This is a genomic window from Agrobacterium vaccinii, from assembly GCF_021310995.1.
Classification (GTDB): Bacteria; Pseudomonadota; Alphaproteobacteria; order Rhizobiales; family Rhizobiaceae; genus Agrobacterium; species Agrobacterium vaccinii.
In genome coordinates, this window is record NZ_CP054150.1 from 2,021,226 (window position 1) to 2,040,458 (window position 19,233).

The 19,233-nt window shown below is 58.1% G+C and carries 18 protein-coding genes; 8 read left to right on the forward strand and 10 right to left on the reverse strand.

The annotated features are described in order from the left end of the window. Nucleotides 1–124 precede the first annotated feature (124 nt). The gene (locus tag HRR99_RS10100; RefSeq protein ID WP_233121506.1) at nt 125–916 is read left to right on the forward strand and encodes a glycoside hydrolase family 25 protein; all 792 of its coding nucleotides are present in this window, start codon (nt 125–127) and stop codon (nt 914–916) included. A gap of 161 nt (nt 917–1,077) precedes the next feature. Next, nucleotides 1,078–2,304 (forward strand): lytic murein transglycosylase, encoded by a 1,227-nt coding sequence (locus HRR99_RS10105; protein WP_233121508.1) that lies wholly within the window; start codon nt 1,078–1,080, stop codon nt 2,302–2,304. A gap of 440 nt (nt 2,305–2,744) precedes the next feature. Here HRR99_RS10105 and metF read toward each other — a convergent pair whose 3' ends face one another. The 3 genes from metF to soxR form a co-directional block, all read right to left on the reverse strand. Continuing rightward, nucleotides 2,745–3,641, reverse strand: a complete 897-nt coding sequence (gene metF / locus HRR99_RS10110) for a methylenetetrahydrofolate reductase [NAD(P)H] (RefSeq protein WP_233121509.1) — start codon at nt 3,639–3,641, stop codon at nt 2,745–2,747. Nucleotide 3,642: 1 nt separating this feature from the next. Continuing rightward, nucleotides 3,643–4,656 carry an ArsR/SmtB family transcription factor gene (locus HRR99_RS10115; protein WP_111837935.1) on the reverse strand — a complete coding sequence of 338 codons (1,014 nt, stop codon included), beginning with the start codon at nt 4,654–4,656 and terminating at the stop codon, nt 3,643–3,645. 152 nt (nt 4,657–4,808) lie between these two features. Further along, on the reverse strand, nt 4,809–5,249 hold the full coding sequence (gene soxR, locus HRR99_RS10120; protein ID WP_233121511.1) for a redox-sensitive transcriptional activator SoxR: 441 nt from the start codon (nt 5,247–5,249) through the stop codon (nt 4,809–4,811). Between the two features lie 87 nt (nt 5,250–5,336). Between soxR and HRR99_RS10125 the strand changes: the two genes are divergently transcribed. Beyond that, entirely contained in the window at nt 5,337–5,801 is a 465-nt protein-coding gene (locus HRR99_RS10125) for a VOC family protein (RefSeq protein WP_111837933.1), read from the forward strand. Nucleotides 5,802–5,884: 83 nt separating this feature from the next. On the opposite strand, the gene HRR99_RS10130 is transcribed toward HRR99_RS10125, so the two are convergent. The 4 genes from HRR99_RS10130 to HRR99_RS10145 all read right to left on the reverse strand — a co-directional run bounded on the left by HRR99_RS10130 (nt 5,885) and on the right by HRR99_RS10145 (nt 10,172). Continuing rightward, a complete protein-coding gene (locus HRR99_RS10130; protein ID WP_233121512.1) occupies nt 5,885–8,167 on the reverse strand; it encodes a methyl-accepting chemotaxis protein in 2,283 nt (760 codons plus the stop codon). A gap of 374 nt (nt 8,168–8,541) precedes the next feature. Next, complete coding sequence (locus HRR99_RS10135; RefSeq protein WP_233121514.1) at nt 8,542–9,249, reverse strand: GIN domain-containing protein; 708 nt, start codon at nt 9,247–9,249, stop codon at nt 8,542–8,544. A gap of 27 nt (nt 9,250–9,276) precedes the next feature. Beyond that, nucleotides 9,277–9,849 (reverse strand): DUF1700 domain-containing protein, encoded by a 573-nt coding sequence (locus HRR99_RS10140; protein ID WP_233121515.1) that lies wholly within the window; start codon nt 9,847–9,849, stop codon nt 9,277–9,279. Next, a complete protein-coding gene (locus HRR99_RS10145) occupies nt 9,846–10,172 on the reverse strand; it encodes a PadR family transcriptional regulator (protein WP_233121517.1) in 327 nt (108 codons plus the stop codon). Before HRR99_RS10145 ends, HRR99_RS10140 begins: the two co-directional genes overlap by 4 nt. Before the next feature lie 148 nt (nt 10,173–10,320). Between HRR99_RS10145 and HRR99_RS10150 the strand changes: the two genes are divergently transcribed. Beyond that, nucleotides 10,321–11,304, forward strand: a complete 984-nt coding sequence (locus tag HRR99_RS10150) for an alpha/beta hydrolase family protein (protein WP_233121519.1) — start codon at nt 10,321–10,323, stop codon at nt 11,302–11,304. A gap of 79 nt (nt 11,305–11,383) precedes the next feature. Here the strand turns inward: HRR99_RS10150 and ettA are convergent, their stop codons facing one another. Then, on the reverse strand, nt 11,384–13,033 hold the full coding sequence (gene ettA / locus HRR99_RS10155; RefSeq protein ID WP_112499683.1) for an energy-dependent translational throttle protein EttA: 1,650 nt from the start codon (nt 13,031–13,033) through the stop codon (nt 11,384–11,386). Between the two features lie 105 nt (nt 13,034–13,138). Here ettA and HRR99_RS10160 point away from each other — a divergent pair, with 105 nt between their 5' ends. The 4 genes from HRR99_RS10160 (at nt 13,139) to HRR99_RS10175 (ending at nt 18,075) form a co-directional block, all read left to right on the forward strand. Next, complete coding sequence (locus HRR99_RS10160) at nt 13,139–14,071, forward strand: alpha/beta hydrolase (protein WP_233121521.1); 933 nt, start codon at nt 13,139–13,141, stop codon at nt 14,069–14,071. A gap of 243 nt (nt 14,072–14,314) precedes the next feature. Next, nucleotides 14,315–15,520, forward strand: coding sequence for a succinate--glutarate CoA-transferase (gene caiB / locus HRR99_RS10165; RefSeq protein ID WP_233121522.1), 1,206 nt, complete (start codon nt 14,315–14,317; stop codon nt 15,518–15,520). After that, the gene (locus tag HRR99_RS10170) at nt 15,517–17,169 is read left to right on the forward strand and encodes a thiamine pyrophosphate-binding protein (RefSeq protein WP_233121524.1); all 1,653 of its coding nucleotides are present in this window, start codon (nt 15,517–15,519) and stop codon (nt 17,167–17,169) included. Before caiB ends, HRR99_RS10170 begins: the two co-directional genes overlap by 4 nt. A gap of 141 nt (nt 17,170–17,310) precedes the next feature. Continuing rightward, the gene (locus HRR99_RS10175; protein WP_233121526.1) at nt 17,311–18,075 is read left to right on the forward strand and encodes a HugZ family pyridoxamine 5'-phosphate oxidase; all 765 of its coding nucleotides are present in this window, start codon (nt 17,311–17,313) and stop codon (nt 18,073–18,075) included. Nucleotides 18,076–18,397: 322 nt separating this feature from the next. Here HRR99_RS10175 and HRR99_RS10180 read toward each other — a convergent pair whose 3' ends face one another. Beyond that, nucleotides 18,398–18,739, reverse strand: a complete 342-nt coding sequence (locus HRR99_RS10180) for a RidA family protein (RefSeq protein WP_045228803.1) — start codon at nt 18,737–18,739, stop codon at nt 18,398–18,400. A 46-nt stretch (nt 18,740–18,785) separates the two neighbouring features. Continuing rightward, a complete protein-coding gene (locus HRR99_RS10185; protein ID WP_065698253.1) occupies nt 18,786–19,124 on the reverse strand; it encodes a protein tyrosine phosphatase family protein in 339 nt (112 codons plus the stop codon). Nucleotides 19,125–19,233 lie beyond the last annotated feature (109 nt).

Consider the following 19,233-nt stretch of genomic DNA (forward strand, 5'->3'; position numbering starts at 1 on the left):
GTCGACTACATTTCTCCACACAGCACCTTGCCATAACGGCTTGTTTACCCTGTTATGGTAAACAGAAGTTAACAGCGCGTCTTGCAAGACGACTGGTGGGAAAATCATACGTTCTGGGATCATCATGCAGCGGCTACTTCCGGCTCTTTTCGCGACTGCGCTCATGTTGAGCGGCTGCACCTCTACCAGCTATGACTTTCTCGAGACAGCATCCGTCGCCAAGCCACGTTTCAAGGATAACGATCCGCACGATTTCGGCTCCAGATCGCCGCACAAGCACGAGGTTCACGGCATCGATGTCTCCAAGTGGAATGGCGATATCGACTGGGCCACGGTTCGTAAATCCGGCGTGTCCTTCGCCTTCATCAAGGCCACCGAAGGCACAGATCGCATAGACGCACGCTTTGACGAATACTGGCGCGAAGCCTCTGCGGCGGGCGTGCCGCACGCGCCCTATCACTTCTATTATTTCTGCGCGACTGCGGATGCGCAGGCGGACTGGTTCATTCGCAACGTGCCGAAGGAATCCATGAAGCTGCCGCCGGTTCTGGACGTGGAGTGGAACCCGGCCTCCCCCACCTGCAAGACGCGGCCTGCACCGGATGTCGTGCGCGCCGAACTTCAGCGCTTCCTCACCCGCATCGAAACCCACTATGGCAAGCGCCCGATCATCTACACCAGCGTCGATTTCCATCGCGACAATCTGGTCGGCCAGTTCAAGAGCTACCCGTTCTGGGTGCGCTCCGTCGCGGCGCACCCAACCGATATTTACAGCGATCGGCAATGGTCGTTCTGGCAATATACCGGCACCGGCGTCATTCCCGGCATCAGCACGCCAACGGATATCAACGTCTTTGCCGGGTCGGAAAAGAACTGGCGAACCTGGGTGGCTTCTGCGTCCAAGCCACGAAGCTGATGATCCAGGCTTGATTTTTCCACCAGATACGGCAGATGTGCTGCGAAATAATCGCTTGGCGTCGGAAACAAACCGTTCGGTTGCGCTTTTCCCACGTCTTGCCCACGCTTCCGCCAAAATCTTGGCCAAGGCAGGGGCATCATTTCATTTGAGGAATTCGGATGTTCAGCTTCTCGCCCCGCAGCTTCGCACTTGCTGCCACCCTTTTCACATTATCCTGCGGCTCCGCACTGGCCGTCCCCCTTGTAACCTCGCCGGATGACCCGAAGCAGGTTGCTTGCGGTGGCGATCTCGCAACGTTTCTGGCAGGCGTAAAGACCGAAGCCGTCGGCAAGGGCGTTCCGGCAGAGGCTGTCGACAAGGCGCTGGCTGGTGCGCAGATCGACCAGAAGGTTCTGTCGCGTGACCGTGCACAGGGCGTATTCCGCCAGACCTTCCTTGAATTCTCGCAGCGTACCGTCAGCCAGGGCCGCCTCGATCTGGGTCGCAAGAAGCTTCAGGAATACTCCGCTGCCTTCAAGCGCGCCGATGACGAATTCGGCGTGCCCGCTGGCGTCATCGCAGCCTTCTGGGCCATGGAAACGGATTTCGGCGCCGTGCAGGGCGATTTCAACACCCGCAACGCGCTCGTCACCCTGTCGCACGACTGCCGCCGCCCGGAACTCTTCCGTCCACAGCTGATCGCGCTCACCGAAATGGTGCAGCACGGTGACCTAGACCCCGCCACCAACACCGGCGCATGGGCCGGTGAAATCGGTCAGGTCCAGATGCTGCCCAAGGACATCATCGCATTCGGCGTGGATGGTGACGGCGACGGCCACGTTAACGTCAAGTCCAGCAGCCCGGATGCCATTCTGACAGCCGCCAAGTTCATCCAGCATCTCGGCTTTAAAAAGGGCGAGCCCTGGATTCAGGAGGTCTCCGTGCCCGAAAATCTCCCGTGGGAAAAATCGGGCCTCGGCGGCACCATGACGGCTGCTCAGTGGTTCGACCTTGGTGTGACCCCACGTGACGGCAACAAGAATTTCGCCGCCCTGCCCGCTGCCCTCATTCTGCCGCAGGGTCGCAAGGGACCGGCCTTTATCACCTACCCGAACTTCAACATCTATCTGGAATGGAACCAGTCCTTCATCTACACCACGTCGGCTGCCTATTTCGCGACCCGCTTCATGGGCGCCCCTGTCTACGCCAAGGGTAACCCGGAACCCGGCCTTGACGATGCCGCCATGAGGGAACTCCAGACGAAGCTCGATGCCAAGACGCATGATGTCGGCAAGATCGATGGCATTCTGGGTTCCGGCACCCGCATCGCCGTTCAGCGTGAACAGCAGCGCCTTGGCCTTCCCGCAGACGGCTGGCCGACCCGTGCTCTGCTGGACGCGCTTTAAGACGCTCGATACGCAGATTCGGACTGATTAAGACAAACGGCCGTGGCATTAACCACGGCCGTTTACTTTTTTCACATTTCGCACCTAGTTTTTCACACTGTAATATAACTTGTATATCAACGCATTGGCAGCAAAATGCTGAAATTTCATGCGCTTGTCAGGTGCACCGCATCATAGAATTTGCTTTTCAAGAGACACAAATCGGTCATAATGATTACTGTCAACGTAAAGGAGGCAGAGCATGGGACTTACAAATTCTCTTAATGCCTTAGCAGTCGGTGTTGCGTTCGCGTTTGTCGGAGTGATGTTATTCATCTGACACGCACCTTGGGGTTATCGCAGACACCCGGTAGTTGATCATCATTTGCCATAGAAAAAGCGCAGGTTTTCCAAAACCTGCGCTTTTTACATTTGATGATATCGCGTTGGAAAGTGCGGCTTTACGCCGCCGATCTTCTCAATGGCCGAAAGCCCACGTTTTCCAGAACCGCATTGACCAGCGGCGCGCGGTTCATGGTGTAGAGATGGAATTCGTTGACGCCGCGCCGTTGCAGGTCAGCGAGCTGCTCGGCAGCCACATCAGCGGAAACCTTCGCGCGTCCCGCAGGGTCCTCATCAAAACCGGCAAAACGGTCATCCAGAAATGATGGAACGCTAGTGCCACAACGACCGGCAAAACGCTTCAACTGCGTCAGGTTCTGGATCGGCATGATACCCGGCACGACTGGAATGGTGATGCCCGCCTTGGCGACACGCTCCATGTAGCGCTCGAAAATATCATTATCGAAGAAGAATTGCGTCAGCGCCCGCGTCGCACCATTGTCGGCCTTGCGCTTGAGCATATCGATATCGACAGCGTCGCTTTCGCTCTCCGGGTGCTTTTCGGGATAGGCCGAAACGGAAATCTCGAAATCACCGATCTCGCGCAACCCGCGCACCAGCGCTGCGGCGTTTTCGTAGCCTTCAGGGTGCGGCTTGTAATCCGTACCGATGCCGGTGGACGGGTCGCCACGCAGGGCCACGAAATGCTTTACGCCCGCCTCGCGGAATTCCTCAACCACATCATGCACTTCCCTCTTGCTGGCATCCACGCAGGTCAGGTGCGAAGCCGTCGGCAATCCGGCAATGGAGATCATGCGCTGCACGGCCTGAAGCGTGGGAGCCTTGGTGGTGCCGCCTGCGCCATATGTCACCGACACGAAGTCCGGGTTCCAGCGCGAAAGCTCCTCGACGGTTTCCCACAGCTGCACGTCCATATCCGCGTTTTTGGGAGGAAAGAACTCGAAGGAAAGCTTGAAATTTCCGTGTTCGCGGTGGTCTGCCTCAGTCTTCGTCATGTCATGCCCTCCCGGCGGAAAGAAGTGGTGCGTCAATCGCCTCCTCGCCCGCAATCAGCAGGCGTGGATCGCGCGCAACCCAGATTGTTACGTCGAGAGACTGGGCAGATGCCTTGCCGGAATGCAGATCGAATGCTTTTTCCGGTGTGAGGCCAGCCTTTTTCAGCCACTCTTCCATGGTTTGATGTGAGAAGCCGAGGCGCACATGCGCATGGTCTTCCCTGAGATATTCCAGCGAATGCGGCGCCAGATCGATGATGACAAGACGCCCGTTGGGGCGCAGCATGCGCGCCGCCTCGGCAAGTGCCATTTCCGGGTGATCGAGGAAGTGCAGAACCTGATGCACCACCACAAGGTCGAAATCCTGACCTTCCAGCGGCAGGTTCAGAATATCGCCGTGCCGGACAGAGGCATGCGCCACACCGGCCTTGTCGAGATTGGAGCGGGCAACGGCCAGCATGTCGCGGCTGGCATCGATACCGATGGCGCGGCGATAGGTGCCGCTGAACAATTGCAGGATGCGGCCCGTGCCGGTTCCCAGATCGAGCATCGAATCGACCGGCGTCGTGCCGATCAGTTTCAAAAGCGCACCTTCCACCGCATCATCGCTGACGTGCAGGCGGCGAAGCTCGTCCCAGGCCGAAGCGTTGCGGCTGAAGTAATCCTGCGCCCGCTCAGCCCTCACCCGCTTGACCGCAGAGAGACGCTCGCTATCACGCAGCAGAACGGAATCCGTGGGCGATGCGACAGCCAGCAACTGCTTTATCATCTCGGCGGACTTGCCATCCTGACGCAAACGGAAGTATGCCCACGCACCCTCCTGGTAACGGTCAACAAGATTTTCCTCGGCCAGAAGCTTCAGGTGACGCGAGATGCGCGGCTGCGACTGACCCAGAATCTCGGTCAGATCCGTCACGGTCAAATCGCCAGCCGCCAGAAGCGCCAGCAGACGAAACCGCGTAGGCTCCCCCGCCGCCTTCAACAGCCCAACCAGATTATCAAGCCCTAAAGCCAACACCACACCTCAAGCCAATCAACATATAAAGATATCTTTATACGATTAGCGCGGATATGCAAGACGGGTGCGTCGCTGGGCACCAGAAAATCGACACATGAATTTCAGCCGCTGCTTTGCTTTGACCGGTGGGCGGAACACGCAGTGTCTGCTCATGGCAGAAGCGCCGCCCCTGCTTTCTCACTCCCCAGAATGTCACCGGGATTCCGCAATGGACAATCCTTCACGGACAGGCACCCGCATCCGATACAGCCTTCCAGATCGTCTCTCAACTGCGTCAGCTTGTCGATCCGGCTCTGGAGTGCCGCCCGCCACGCGCTGGCGAGTTTCTTCCAGTCTTCGGCATTCGGCGTCCGACCATTCGGCAATCCCGATAAGGCCTCCTTGATTTCAGCAAGCGGAATACCAGCCTGTTGGGCAATCCTGATAACGGCCACACGGCGCAAAATCTCTCGCGGATAGCGCCGCTGGTTTCCGGCATTGCGCGACGCTGCCAAAAGCCCTTTCGCCTCATAGAAATGGATCGTGGAAACGGCAACGCCGCAGCGCCTGGCCACCTCGCCAACCGACAGCTCCCGATGAATATCAACCATACCCTATTGACCTCAACTATAGTTGAGGTCGTATGAACCCTATCAACTCATCAATCAAGCGTCAGTACGACCAACAGGAGTTGAACCATGATTTCCATCAAAGGCCTTTACGAGACCCATCTGACCGTCTCGAACCTCGATCGCTCGATCGATTTCTACCGTGACGTCGTCGGCCTTGAACTGGCGCACACCATAGCGGACCGAAACGTCGCCTTCTTCTGGATCGGCGGGCGCGAAACTTCCATGCTCGGCCTATGGTCGATCCACAGTTCACCGATGCGAATGAGGCTGCACATCGCGTTTCAGACGACAATCGATCAGGTCATCGAAGCGCCCGCATACCTGCGCACCCAAGGCATCGTTCCGCGCAACGGCGCAGGCATGGAAATCAACGAACCCAGCGTCTTCCCCTGGATGCCATCGGCCAACGTCTATTTCAACGATCCCGACGGCCATCAGCTGGAATATATCACGATTTTACCGGGCAAGGCTCGGCCCGACATTCCGGGTATGATGACGCTTTCGGAGTGGAACGCGCTCGATAAAGGCTAGCGCTGCAACGCGTGAGATATTCGACGCCTCATATAGCAAAAGAGGCGGCAAGTGCCGCCTCTCTCAGTTCTATTTTGTAAAACTTAGAACTCTTCCCAATCCGATGTCACGGCCAGCGCCGCATTGCCGTGCGTCATTGGAACGCTAAGGCGTGCCGCAGGACGCACCGCTTGAGGCGCTGAGCGTGTCGCAGGCGCCTGTCTGCTGGCACCCTGCTGACCCAGTTGGAAGTTCGAAAGAAGACCGTTCAGGTTCGCGCTTTCCTGTGCGAGCGAAGCACCCGCGGCATTCATTTCTTCCACCATTGCCGCATTTTGCTGTGTGGCCTGGTCCATGTGGTTTACGGCCGTATTCACCTCGGCAAGACCCACGGACTGTTCCTGCGCTGCTGTCGCAATCGCTTCCATATGAATATTGACCGACTGCACCAGTTCGGCAATCTCACCCAGTCCTGCGCCCGTATCGCTAACGAGGCGCACACCTTCACCCACAGCGATGGCGGAATTGCCGATCAGTTCCTTGATCTCCTTGGCGGCCTTGGCAGACCGTTGCGCCAGTTCGCGCACTTCCTGAGCGACAACAGCAAAGCCCTTGCCCGCCTCCCCCGCACGCGCAGCTTCCACACCGGCGTTGAGCGCCAGCAGGTTCGTCTGGAAGGCGATCTCGTCGATCACCCCGATGATCTGGCCAATCTGTTTGGAGGAATGCTCGATCTTCTCCATGGCAACAACCGCGTTGCGCACCACGTCACTGGACGTGCTGGCCTTTTCGCGAGCCGTCCGCACCACGCCGCGCGCTTCGGCAGATCGCTTCGATGTCGAGGTCACATTGGCGGTAATCTGCTCGAGCGCGGCAGCGGTTTCTTCCAATGAAGCAGCCTGCTGCTCCGTGCGCTTGGCAAGGTGGTCCGACGCAGACGATATCTCGTGCGAACCGCCCGTCACCGTCGAGACCGATTGGCCAACGCTGGCGAGCGTTTCGCGCAATTGCCGAACCGAACTGTTGAAGTCCACCCGCAAGGTTTCGAACTGCGATGACAGCGGTTCGTGCAATTCGCACAGCATATCGCCTGCAGCCAGCCGCTTCATGCTGGCAGCGAATGTGCTGGTGGCCTGCACCAGACGCGCCTCGGCCTCGGCTTCTGCCGCACGCTGCATCTCCAAGCGTTCACGCTCAGCCTTGGCGCGGTTGTCAGCTTCCGCCGCTTCCAGTTCACGGTTGCGGATGGCTGACTGCCGAAAGATTTCGACCGCCTGCTCCATATCGCCAATCTCGTCCTTGCGGCCCGAGGCAATGGCAGCACTGTCGATCTCGCCCTTGGCAAGCCGACCCATGGCAGCCACCATCGTCCCGATGGGGCGAACGACGGTCATAGCCATGATGCCGGAGAAAATCACCATCGCGAAGCCGCCAGCAAGTGTCAGCAAGCCGATGATGACGAGCGTCTGGAAAGCAGCCCCCGCGCCCGCCTTTGCGAGATCGGAAATGCCGGTCAGATTATCCGTTTCAATCTGCTTCAGCTGCTCGATCCGTTTGGTGGCGGTCGAAAACCACGTTGTGCTGTCCAGAGCACTTAGATCGGCATCCTGCCCGTTCGCCACGATTCGCGAGCGGAAATCGGCAATGTCCTTGGAGGCTGCGGACAGAAGGCCGCCATAGCTTGCCTTGCGCTGCGGTGTCTGCGCCAGCAGGAATGTATCGATCAGCGCCTGCTGGCCACCGGCCATGGCCGCAAAATCAGCAAAGCGCGCCGGGTCCATCTTCTTGGCCGTTATGAAGCCATTGGCGAGCCCGCGTTCCTGCCCGGCAAGCTCCTTCGCCTTCATCAACTCGGCATAGGCGCCGATCTGGCGAGCGATATTCGGATCACCCACTTCCTCGACGAGATCGGACGCGATCGAAACAATATTGCCGATTGCCGAAGTATAGGAGCCGAAGGCCTGACCACCAGTTGCCGAAAGACTATCCACAGACTGACGCAACTGCAGCGTCGATGTCAGACTTGCTTTGGCGGCGGCATATTGTGCTGCGAGAGCGTCGCCGCTCACGCCGGAAAGGGATGCGGAAATCGTATCGAACTGGCTCGCGACACCATCGGTCTGGGTGCGCGCGCTCGCAAGTTCTGAAACATTCTTGGTACCCTTGGAGCCGATAAAGCCCGCCGTCAATCCGCGCTCGACCTGAAGGGAGTGCGCAATGTCGCTCAGTTTCTTCAACTGCTCGCTGATGACAACGACATCATTCATGTTGTGATAGTCGTTCAGGCGTGCCGAAAGTTGAACATATGACAGATAACCGGCTGCAAGCATCGGAAGGGTCACCGCAGCCCACAGCCTTTTGCTGATCGCAATATCGACCAATTTCATGAGGTTCGCTCCTTCATCGTGACCTCATGCCACCCCGCCGCGCAGATCATATGCACAGACCCGAATAAACATCACCTTTATTAAATAAGACTAAATCAGAAGTATTTCTTGAGCGCGGCGGCTTATTTGACAATAATCAATAAGTATAAAATGCCCAAAATAAAAGCCGCTGCATCAAATTGATGCAGCGACTTTCAAAGCTTCGCTTATTTTATCGGCAGATCAGCGCGTCAAACGCTTACACGCCTGGCTTCCCGGGTTCAGCGCATCTGCACCCAGACGACGGATCTTGTCCTGTTCGTAGTCTTCAAAGTTGCCTTCGTGGCAAGGTCATCGGTCGGGAAGGCGGCTACCCTATCTCTGATCAACAAAATCTATGGTAACTGCGTGACATGGCCATTTCCACGTATCTCCGAGCGACGCAGGACCGCATTGCCGAACAGATCGATATTTCCGTTTCCGGAGATCGAAACATCGGCGCTTGTCTTCGCTGTTATCTCTGCATCACCGTTTCCGCGAATATCGATCTTTGCCGATTGAGTCGTCAAATTCTTGAGCATCGCCTTACCCGAGCCCGAAATAGTCAGATCGACGTTCTCTGTGGTCCCGGCAGCAATGATGCTCCCGCTTCCTCGAAGATCAAACCGTATCTTGGGTTGGTCAACATTCATCAAGCCAAGCTCAACATTGCCGTTTAACTTCCAACTGGCAATGGCTGGGCCGGATATACGCACATCCAGCGGAGATGCTGGCCAGCCAGGATCGCAGTTCAAGCTTAATTTTCCGCCCTCCATCCGAACATGGTCAAGCAAGCTTCGATTGCCGCTTATGACCATTTCCGGCCTTTCTCCACGCTCGTAGCGCACTGTGGCCGGTAGACTGATCTCCAGACTGTCAACCACATCGAAAGGTAAAGTGATTTGATCATCCGCAGAAACGGATGATCCGCAAGTCGATCCCACGGCACCCCACAATATCTTCACGTCGCCGGGGTTATGTCCGGCAAGCCCAATGCCCACCGCCAGAAAAGCGACCGCTCCTGTCAGCCCTGCCGCTGCCACCAATACCAGTCTTCGGGTCATTTTATCATCCTTGAAAAAAGGGTAGCGTCAAAGGCCGCCTTGAGCTGGCGTGGCCAATTTAAAATGCAGTCGGGCATAACGCCCAAACAGGCGGATGCCGGATCCCACCGCCAACAGCAGCAAAGCGCCGCCGCCTATGAAGAAGCTGATCAGCCCCACACCGATGAAGACATTACCCACTATCGTCGCAAGAGTGCTACCGGCTTGAAAAACCACAGCAGTAAAGATGATTTTGAGGCCAAAGGCGCCAATGGCTGCGAGAGCCAGAGCAAAGCCCAAGATCGCGGCGCTCATTATAAAAAGCATCGGCAGGAGTAAAACCACGTCCAGAATGGCCAACCCCGCCAGCGCCACAACCGCTGCCAGCATGTTCGAGACACTCCATTGCGCCTCGAAGCGACGCAGACCCGCATCCGCTTTAAGTTCTCGTGCAATTCTGGCCGGATCACCCAAGGCAGCAGCGACCTCGGCTTGCTGCCGACCGGAGATTTCAGACTCTGCGAAATGGGCAGAATAGTCTTCAACGATATCGTCAATCTCATGAGGCGGCAGGCCCTTTAGACCGCGTCTCAATGCGTGCAGAAAGGCGTCTCTGGTCATTTCAAATCCTCCAGAAGTTTTTCGACCGAGCCCGCAAAGGAGCGCCAATCCCGTCGATGAGCTTCGAAAACCGTCTGACCCAAAGGCGTTAGCCGATAATATTTTCGAGGTGGCCCGCTGCTCGATTCAACCAGACGCGTAGCCACCAGGCCGTCATTCTGCATGCGCCGCATCAGCGGATAAATCGTGCCTTCGCCCATTCCCACCGCCGCGACCAAGGTGCTGGCGATTTCGTAACCATAGCTCTCCCCCCGTGACAAAACGGCCAGAACGCATAGGTCGAGAGCGCCTTTTCTCAACTGAACCTGGATCGAGTCGACCATTCCATTCCCCGTGTTTACAAAACATATATAACACGGTACCTGTTATTGCAAGGTAGTGAGAACTAGATATCGAAGTTCACCATTTCATCGGCGACAACCCGTTCGGGAACCGGTTGCACAGCAGTTTTCGCGAGCAGGAGAAATCATCATGAAGCGCTTACATCTGGCTCTTGCCGCCAGCTTTTGTCTGGCCATATCGCCCGTTCAGGCAGCAGGCCTGAAATTCCTCCACATTCCTGACGGGCCGAATGGTCCCGCCATAGACGCGGCAATGTGGTCGCCCTGCATACAGGCGCCTGCCGATGTGAAAATCAAATCCATGACGTTACCGGCAGTGCTAGATTGCCCGATTTCCGGGAACAAACTACCGCTCGTGATTGTATCGCATGGCTATGGCGGATGGTATTTCGGTCATCATGACACTGCCGAGGCCTTGGCCGATTTCGGCTTTATCGTCGTCGCCATCAATCATCCCAACGCAAACTATGCCGATATGAGCCGCGCGAATGGTTTGGGCGCCCTCATCAACAGACCCGCTGATATCAAGCGAACCGTCGATTTCATGCTCACGGCATTTCCCGACAGGTCCAAGATCGATCCGCAACGGATCGGGTTCTATGGCTTCTCCCAAGGTGGCTATACTGGTCTTGTCGTTGCCGGTGCCAATCCAGATTTCAGCAAATTACCGCCGCGCTGCGCAGACCCGAAAGCAACAGACTGCCCGCCACCAAATCAAGCCCGTCCTGCGCAACAAAAGACACTGCCACTCGCGCCGCTGACACACGACCCACGCATCAAGGCCATGGTCGTCGCAGACCCTTTGAGCATTGTGTTTCAAACGCCAGATAGCGTGAAGGATGTCACAATTCCACTTCAGCTATGGGGCTCGCAGCTAGGTGGGGGTGGCGGCGCATCGCCAAAAGATGTTGCGACATTGGCGCGAGTCCTGCCCGAAAAGCCCGATGTACGGATCGTGCCCAATGCCGTCCACATGTCGTTTCTGACGATGTGCCCCATAGGCCGGGAGTCGTCGGACGCCTGCAAGGATGCCCCTGGCTTTGACCGAACAGCCTTCCACAGGCAATTCAATGCCGAGGTGGTCGCTTTCTTCCAACGACACCTCGCGGAATAAAACGGTCAAACATAAAAAACAAAACCCGTCGTATTCATGGAATACGACGGGTTCGGTATCGTGTCAGTTCAGGCGCAGATCACCGTGTCAAACGCTTGTAAGCCTGGCTGCCCGGATTCAGCGCATCTGCACCCAGACGGCGGATCTTGTCCTGTTCGTAGTCTTCGAAGTTGCCTTCGAACCATTCCACATGGCCGTCGCCTTCGAAGGCGAGGATGTGGGTGGCAAGGCGGTCGAGGAACATTCTATCATGGCTGATGATGATGGCGCAGCCAGCGAAGTTTTCGAGCGCTGTTTCCAGCGCGCCGAGTGTTTCCGTATCAAGGTCGTTGGTCGGTTCGTCGAGGAGGAGAACGTTGCCGCCCGCCTTCAGCATCTTGGCAAGGTGCACGCGGTTGCGCTGACCACCGGAGAGGTTGCCGACCTTCTGCTGCTGGTCGCCACCCTTGAAGTTGAACGCACCGCAATATGCACGGCTGTTCATGTCGAACTTGCCAAGCTTGATGACTTCGGCACCGCCGGAGATTTCTTCCCAGACGGTCTTGCTGCCATCCAGCGCATCACGGCTCTGGTCGACATAGCCAAGCTGCACGGTCTCGCCGATGCGAACCGAACCGCTATCGGGCTTTTCCTGACCAGTGATCATCTTGAACAGCGTCGTCTTACCGGCACCATTCGGGCCGATGATACCGACGATACCGCCCGGTGGCAGCTTGATCGAGAGATCGTTGATCAGCGTGCGGCCTTCGAAGCCCTTGACGATGCCTTCCATCTCGATGACCACCTGGCCGAGACGTTCCGACACCGGAATGATGATCTGCGCGTCGCCGGGGCGCTGCTTGTCGGCGGCATCCACCAGCTGCTCGTAGGACTTGATACGCGCCTTCGACTTGGCCTGACGCGCCTTGGGGCTGGATGCGATCCATTCCTGTTCGCGCGAAATCGCCTTCTGGCGGCCTGCGTCTTCGCGGGCTTCCTGCTGCATGCGCTTGGCCTTCGCCGTCAGATACGCAGAATAGTTGCCTTCGTAAGGAATGCCACGGCCACGGTCGAGCTCGAGAATCCAGCCTGTGACGTTATCCAGGAAGTATCTATCGTGGGTAATCATCATCACGGCGCCGGGGTAATCGCGCAGGTGCTTTTCGAGCCATGCGATGGTTTCGGCGTCAAGGTGGTTGGTCGGTTCGTCGAGCAGCAACAGGTCCGGCTTGGACAGAAGCAGACGGCAAAGCGCGATACGACGGCGCTCACCACCCGATAGCAGGGAAACGTCGCTCTCTTTTGGCGGGCAGCGCAGGGCTTCCATCGCCATTTCGACCTGCTGTTCCAGATCCCACAGGTTCTGGCTGTCGATGATGTCCTGAAGCTTGGCACCTTCATCGGCGGTCTCATCGGAATAGTTCATCATCAGTTCGTTGTAACGCTCAAGCACAGCCGTCTTGTCGGCCACGCCCACCATGACGTTTTCGAACGCGGTCTTGGTCTCGTCCAGATGCGGTTCCTGCTCGAGGTAACCGACGGTCGCACCTTCGGCCAGCCAGGCTTCACCGGTGAATTCCTTGTCCTGACCGGCGATGATGCGCAGCACCGTGGACTTACCGGCACCGTTGGGGCCGAGAATACCGATCTTGGCATCGGGGTAGAACGACAGGTTGACGTTCTCGAGAATCTTCTTTGCGCCGTAAGACTTGTTCAGCCCCGACATGTGGTAGATGAATTGGCGTGCCATTGTAGCGAATGCTCCACGTCAGTTTGGGAAAGTTGCCGCTATGTAGGGTAAATAGGGCGTTGGAGCAACCTCCAACCAAGAATAAGCCAAGCTGTGGAGACGGGAATGGACGATATGATGTTTGGCGAAATCAACCGGCTGGAAAGCCCTTCCGGCGCCACCCTCGCCTACCGGCATCAACCCGCCACCGGCACGCCGCGCGGTGTTCTGCTCATCTGTCACGGGCTTGTCGAACATGCCGGGCGCTATCGCCGTTTCGCCGAGGTCATGTCCGCACAGGGCTTCGAGGTCTACGCCCACGACCATCGCGGCCATGGACGCACGAAGGCGGGGGATGCGCCCATCGGGCGCTTCGCCTGGAAGGACGGCGTGAGCAAGGTCATCGCAGACGCGATGGCGATCCGCACATTGGCCGCAGAACGCCACCCCGGTCTGCCCATCATACTCTTCGGCCATTCCATGGGTGGCCTCATCGCGCTCAACACTGCCGTCAGCCACCCGGATGCCTTCGACGCCCTGTCGATCTGGAACTCCAACCTCAACACCGGCGTCATGGGCCGTCTGGCGCAGGTCGTTCTGCGCATCGAAAAAATGCTGAAAGGCTCCGACGTGCCCAGCGCCATCCTGCCCAAGGCAACCTTCCGCATCTGGAACAGCAAGATGCCGGAAAAGCGCACCACCGCAGACTGGCTGAGCCACGACAAGGCGGCAGTCGATGCCTATGTTGGCGATCCGCTCTGCCAGTTCGAAGCCAGCGTCTCGCTGTGGCAAGACGTGTTCGAGATGTCCTATCGCGGCCCGAAACTCATCTCCCGCCTCCCCAAAACCCTCCCCATCCTTCTCGTCAGCGGCAACGAAGACGCCGCCACCAACAATGGCCGCGAAATCGTCTGGCTGGCTCAGCAGTTCCGGGCAGCAGGCTTCAGCAACGTGACCGACCGTATCTACCCCGGCATGCGGCACGAAACGTTGAACGAAATCGGCTGGGAGGTTCCGGCAGCAGATTTCGCGGCCTGGGCGCGAGAGGTGGCGGAGTGACTTTGCTTGCGCCCTCCCTCATTCCTGTGCTCGTCACAGGAATCCAGCCGACGCGCGTCTGCGCGGCGAAAGGACTTCTCAGCCCAAGACCGGGCTGACTGGATTCCTGTGGCAAGCACAGGAATGAGGGTCGTACTGAGTGACCATACATTTCACTGCCGAAACGGAATGACTCCATGAGATTATTTCACATGCATGCAGAAGAGGGCCCGTCTATAAACTTCTGAAATGTGTGAGACAGACATGGCAGAGACTTCCGATAAGAAACAGCCGCCCTTGAAGGGCATTCGTGTGATCGAGCTGGCGCGCGTGCTGGCCGGTCCCTGGGCCGGGCAGATGCTGGCCGATATGGGTGCCGATGTCATCAAGGTGGAAAGCCCCGATGTCGGCGACGATACCCGCGCCTGGGGGCCGCCCTTCGTGGAGAGCAAGGATGGCGATAACCTTTCTGCCGCCTATTACCACTCCACCAATCGCGGCAAGCGCTCGATTACCATTGATCTGAAGACCGAGGAAGGTCGCCAGACCGTGCGTCGGCTGGTGAAAACCGCCGATGTCGTCATTGAGAACTTCAAACGTGGCGGGCTGGAGAAATACGGGCTGGATTACCAGTCGCTGCGAGCGCTGAACCCCAAGCTCATCTATTGCTCCATCACCGGCTTCGGCCAGACCGGGCCCTACGCGGATTTTGCCGGTTACGACTATATCGTTCAGGGCATGTCCGGCTTCATGTCGATTACCGGCGAGCCGGATGGTCAGCCGATGAAGGCGGGCGTAGCGGTGGCCGATATTTTCACCGGCATCTATTCCGTCACCGCCATTCAGGCTGCCCTCATCCACGCCATGCGCACCGGCCGGGGCCAGCATATCGATATGGCGCTGCTGGATGTGCAGTCTACCGTGCTGGCCAACCAGAACATGAACTACCTCATTTCCGGCAAGGCACCCGTGCGGCTGGGCAATGCCCACCCCAACATCTCGCCTTACGAGGTGGTGCCCACCGCTGACGGCTTCCTCATTCTGGCCGTTGGCAATGACGGGCAGTTCCGTCGCCTCTGCAAAATCCTCGGCATCGACGCGATCGCGGACGATGAACGCTACGCGACCAACAAGGCGCGCGTCGCCCACAAGGTCGAGGTCCGCCAGATCGTTTCCACTGAAACGCTCAAATGGATGAAGCGCGATCTGCTGACGGCCTGCGAAACCAATGCCGTGCCCGCTGGACCCATCAATTCCATCGAGGAAATGTTTGCTGATCCGCAGGTTCAGGCCCGCGGCCTGCGCGTCGATCTGGAAGCCGCCGATGGCACCGTCATTCCGGGCGTCCGCACCCCCATCGTGCTATCCGAGACACCTTTGCACTATAATCGACCGAGCCCTCGTCTGGGCGAGCATCAGGACGAAGTTCTGGCCGAACTGGCTGATATTGAAAGGACCATTGCGCCATGAAGAGAACCGGCGGACAGTTGATTGTCGAAGCCCTGAAAGCCAATGGCGTGTCGCGCGTCTCCTGCGTGCCGGGCGAAAGCTATCTGGCTGTGCTGGATGCACTCTACGAAAGCGGCATCGAATCCGTTGTCTGCCGCCAGGAAGGCGGCGCAGCGATGATGGCCGATACCTGGGGACGGCTGACCGGCGAGCCCGGCATCTGCATGGTCACACGCGGTCCCGGCGCAACCAATGCCTCCGCTGGTCTGCACATCGCCATGCAGGATTCCATTCCGATGATCCTCTTCATCGGTCAGGTGCAGCGCGATGCACGTGAGCGTGAGGCCTTTCAGGAGGTCGAATACCGCCGCGCTTTTACCGAATTTGCCAAATGGGTCGGCGAGATCGATGATGCCCGCCGCATCCCGGAATTCGTCACCCGCGCCTTCGCCATCGCCACATCCGGTCGTCCCGGCCCTGTCGTTTTGAGCCTTCCAGAGGATATGCTGGTCGATCTTGTGGACGCACCGCAGGCCAAACCCTACACGCCGGTGGAAAACCACCCCGGCTCGAAGCAGATGGCAAAATTCGCAGAGCTTCTGGGCAACGCCAAGCGTCCCATGGTCATCGTCGGTGGCACGCGCTGGACGGAAGACAGCGTGGCGAAATTCAAGACATTCGCTGAAACCTTCAAGCTGCCCGTCGGCTGCTCCTTCCGTCGTCAGGCTCTGTTCGATCACCTCAGCCCATCCTATGCGGGCGACGTCGGCATCGGCATCAACCCGACGCTGTCGAAAGAGATCAAAGAGGCCGATCTCATCGTGCTTCTCGGCAGCCGCATGTCGGAAATGCCGTCTTCCGGCTACACCCTGCTCGACATCCCCTACCCGTCGCAGACGCTGGTGCACATCTTCCCGGATGCCGAAGAGCTTGGCCGCATGTATCGCCCCGATCTCGCCATCTGCGCCTCCACCAGCGATTTCGTTGACGCGCTGGAAAGCCTTGAGGCGCCCCAAAACCCGGTCTGGGCAGACCGCACCGCTGCCATGCACGACGCGTATCTCAAATGGTCCACCCCGCCAAAGACAGGACCCGGCCCGGTGCAGATGGGCCCGATTATGGACTGGATCGAAGCCAATGTGCCCGTCGACGCCGTCTTCACCAATGGCGCGGGCAACTACGCCACATGGCTGCACCGCTTCCACCGCTTCCAGCGTTTCAACACGCAATCTGCCCCAACCTCCGGCTCCATGGGTTACGGCCTGCCAGCCGCAGTCGCCGCCAAGCACCTGTTTCCAGAACGCGAAGTCGTCTGCTTTGCGGGCGATGGCTGCTTCATGATGCACGGCCAGGAATTCATCACCGCCGTGCGCTACGGCCTGCCGATCATCACCGTGCTGGTCAACAATGGCACCTACGGCACCATCCGCATGCATCAGGAACGCGAATATCCCGGCCGCGTCAGCGGCACCGACCTCGTCAACCCCGACTTCGTCGCCTTCGCCAAGGCCTATGGCGGCCACGGTGAACTGGTGGAGAAGACCGAAGACTTCGGCCCCGCCTATGAGCGCGCCAGAGCCAGCGGCAAGCCAGCGATTATCGAAGTGAAGCTGGACCCGGAGGCGATTACGCCTGCGCGGACGTTGACGCAGATTCGTGAGCGGACGTAATGTCGCCCTTGCCGTCCACCTCATTCCTGTGCTTGTCACAGGAATCTAGTCAGCCCAAGTCCTTGGGCTGAAAGGAGTCGTCCGCCACGCAGACGCGCGGCACTGGATTCCTGTGACATCAACAGGAATGAGGAAAGATAAATGGCAGAGCAGACACCAGCGGTCATAACCGCACGCAGCGCCACAGTCGAACCATCCGTTGGTGCACCCTTCGAGGCCGTCCGCGTCGCCCGCGATGTGCTCCACACGTCGCGCACCGCCGGTCTCGCCACGCTCGATCCGCATAGCGGCTATCCCTACAACACGGCCACCAACATCGCCGTCGAACCGGATGGCACCCCCTTCTTTTTCACCGCCCGCCTCGCGCTCCACGCCCGCAACATCGAAGCCGACCCGCGTATTTCCCTGGTACTTGCGAACTTCAACAAAGGTGATGCGCTAACGTTGCCGAGGCTGACGCTGGTGGGAAAAGCCGAACTCATCGGCGAGAATGAGGTACTGCTCGCCAAAGCGCGCTATATCGCTCGATATCCGAAGGCCAAGCTCTATCTCGCGCTGCCAGACACCCAGCTTTACCGATTGAACACAGAAGGCGTCCAGATCAATGGCGGCCCTGCACGCAATGCCAGCAACATCACGCCTGCTGATCTGCGCACCAATCTTTCCGGCGCTGAGCAATTCATGGCAGCAGCGGAGGCTGAAGCAGTTCGTCTCAATGCGATAAAGGGCGAGGCATCGCGTCTGGCAGCCCTGGCGGGGAAGAAATCAGGCGCTTGGAAAATCACGTCTATCGACCCGGACGGGATCAACCTCGCGTCGATAAGTGATCTTGCTCGGCTTTGGTTTGACGAGCGTGTCGTGGATTTGAATCAACTTTCGAAGGCACTGACTCAATCTTTGAAATGATAGAGATAAGGGATTCAAAACGAAACAGAATTTCCGTCTGCTTGACAAGATAGCAAACGGCAGTGCGTGTGGCTTACCCCCCTCTGTCCTGCCGGACATCTCCCCCACAAGGAGGGAGATTGGAAAGACGCATGCTCACCGCTCAATCCGCAGCATTGAAGATGGGCGAGACCTCTCCACGAGTCGATCTCCCCCCTTGAGGGGGAGATGCCCGGCAGGGCAGAGGGGGGTAAGCCACCCCCACCAACATCAACTCAACACCCACCCCAAACAAAAAAGCCAGCCCCAAAGGACCGGCTTTCTCATCGAAACATCAAACCGCTCAAACAGCAGCCGTCACAATGAACTCGACCTTGTAATCCGGTGTCGCAAGCGCTGCTTCGCTTGTCGCACGGGCTGGTGGGTTTGCCGGGTCGATCCAGGCTTCCCAGACGGCGTTCATTTCGCCGAAGGTGGACATGTCGGAGATGTAGATGATGGTCTGGAGGATCTTCGACTTGTCGGAGCCAGCGAGCGCGAGCAAGCGGTCGACTTCGGCAAGGGCAGACTTGCTCTGCTCGGTCACGGACGTGCCTTCACCGACCTGACCAGCGAGATAGACCGTGTTGCCGTGAACGACGGCGCCGCTCATGCGCTTGCCGGGTTCGATACGCTTGATGCTCATGCTGAAACTCCTGTTGGTACTTTGGGCAGAAAATGACGGCTGAAAATCAGCCGCGGATATGATGGGTCTTTTCGTAGATCGCCGTGGAGCGCGCGCCGGAGCGGCAGAAGCCGAGCATCGGGCGCTGAAGTTCGTCCAGCGCATCCACCATGCCGGTCACGGCATCGGCATCCACGCCGAAGCGTCCAACCGGCACGTGCACGACGGCGATGCCGAGTTCTTCGGCCCGCTCCGCGATGTCGGCAAATAGAGGCTGACCCTCTTCCTCACCATCCGGGCGGTGGCAAACAATGGATTTGAAGCCGAGCGCCTTGACCTCATCGAGATCGGCAACGCTGATCTGGCCGCTTACGGAATAGTCGTCGTCGATACGCCTGATATCCATCGTCATATCCTCCTGTCGTCAACAGCAATCTGGCCTGTTTCAAGCCATGCCGCCCTAAATCCGCATTCGGTGTAAGGGGTTAAATCCAGTGCGTCAATGACAGGATTTT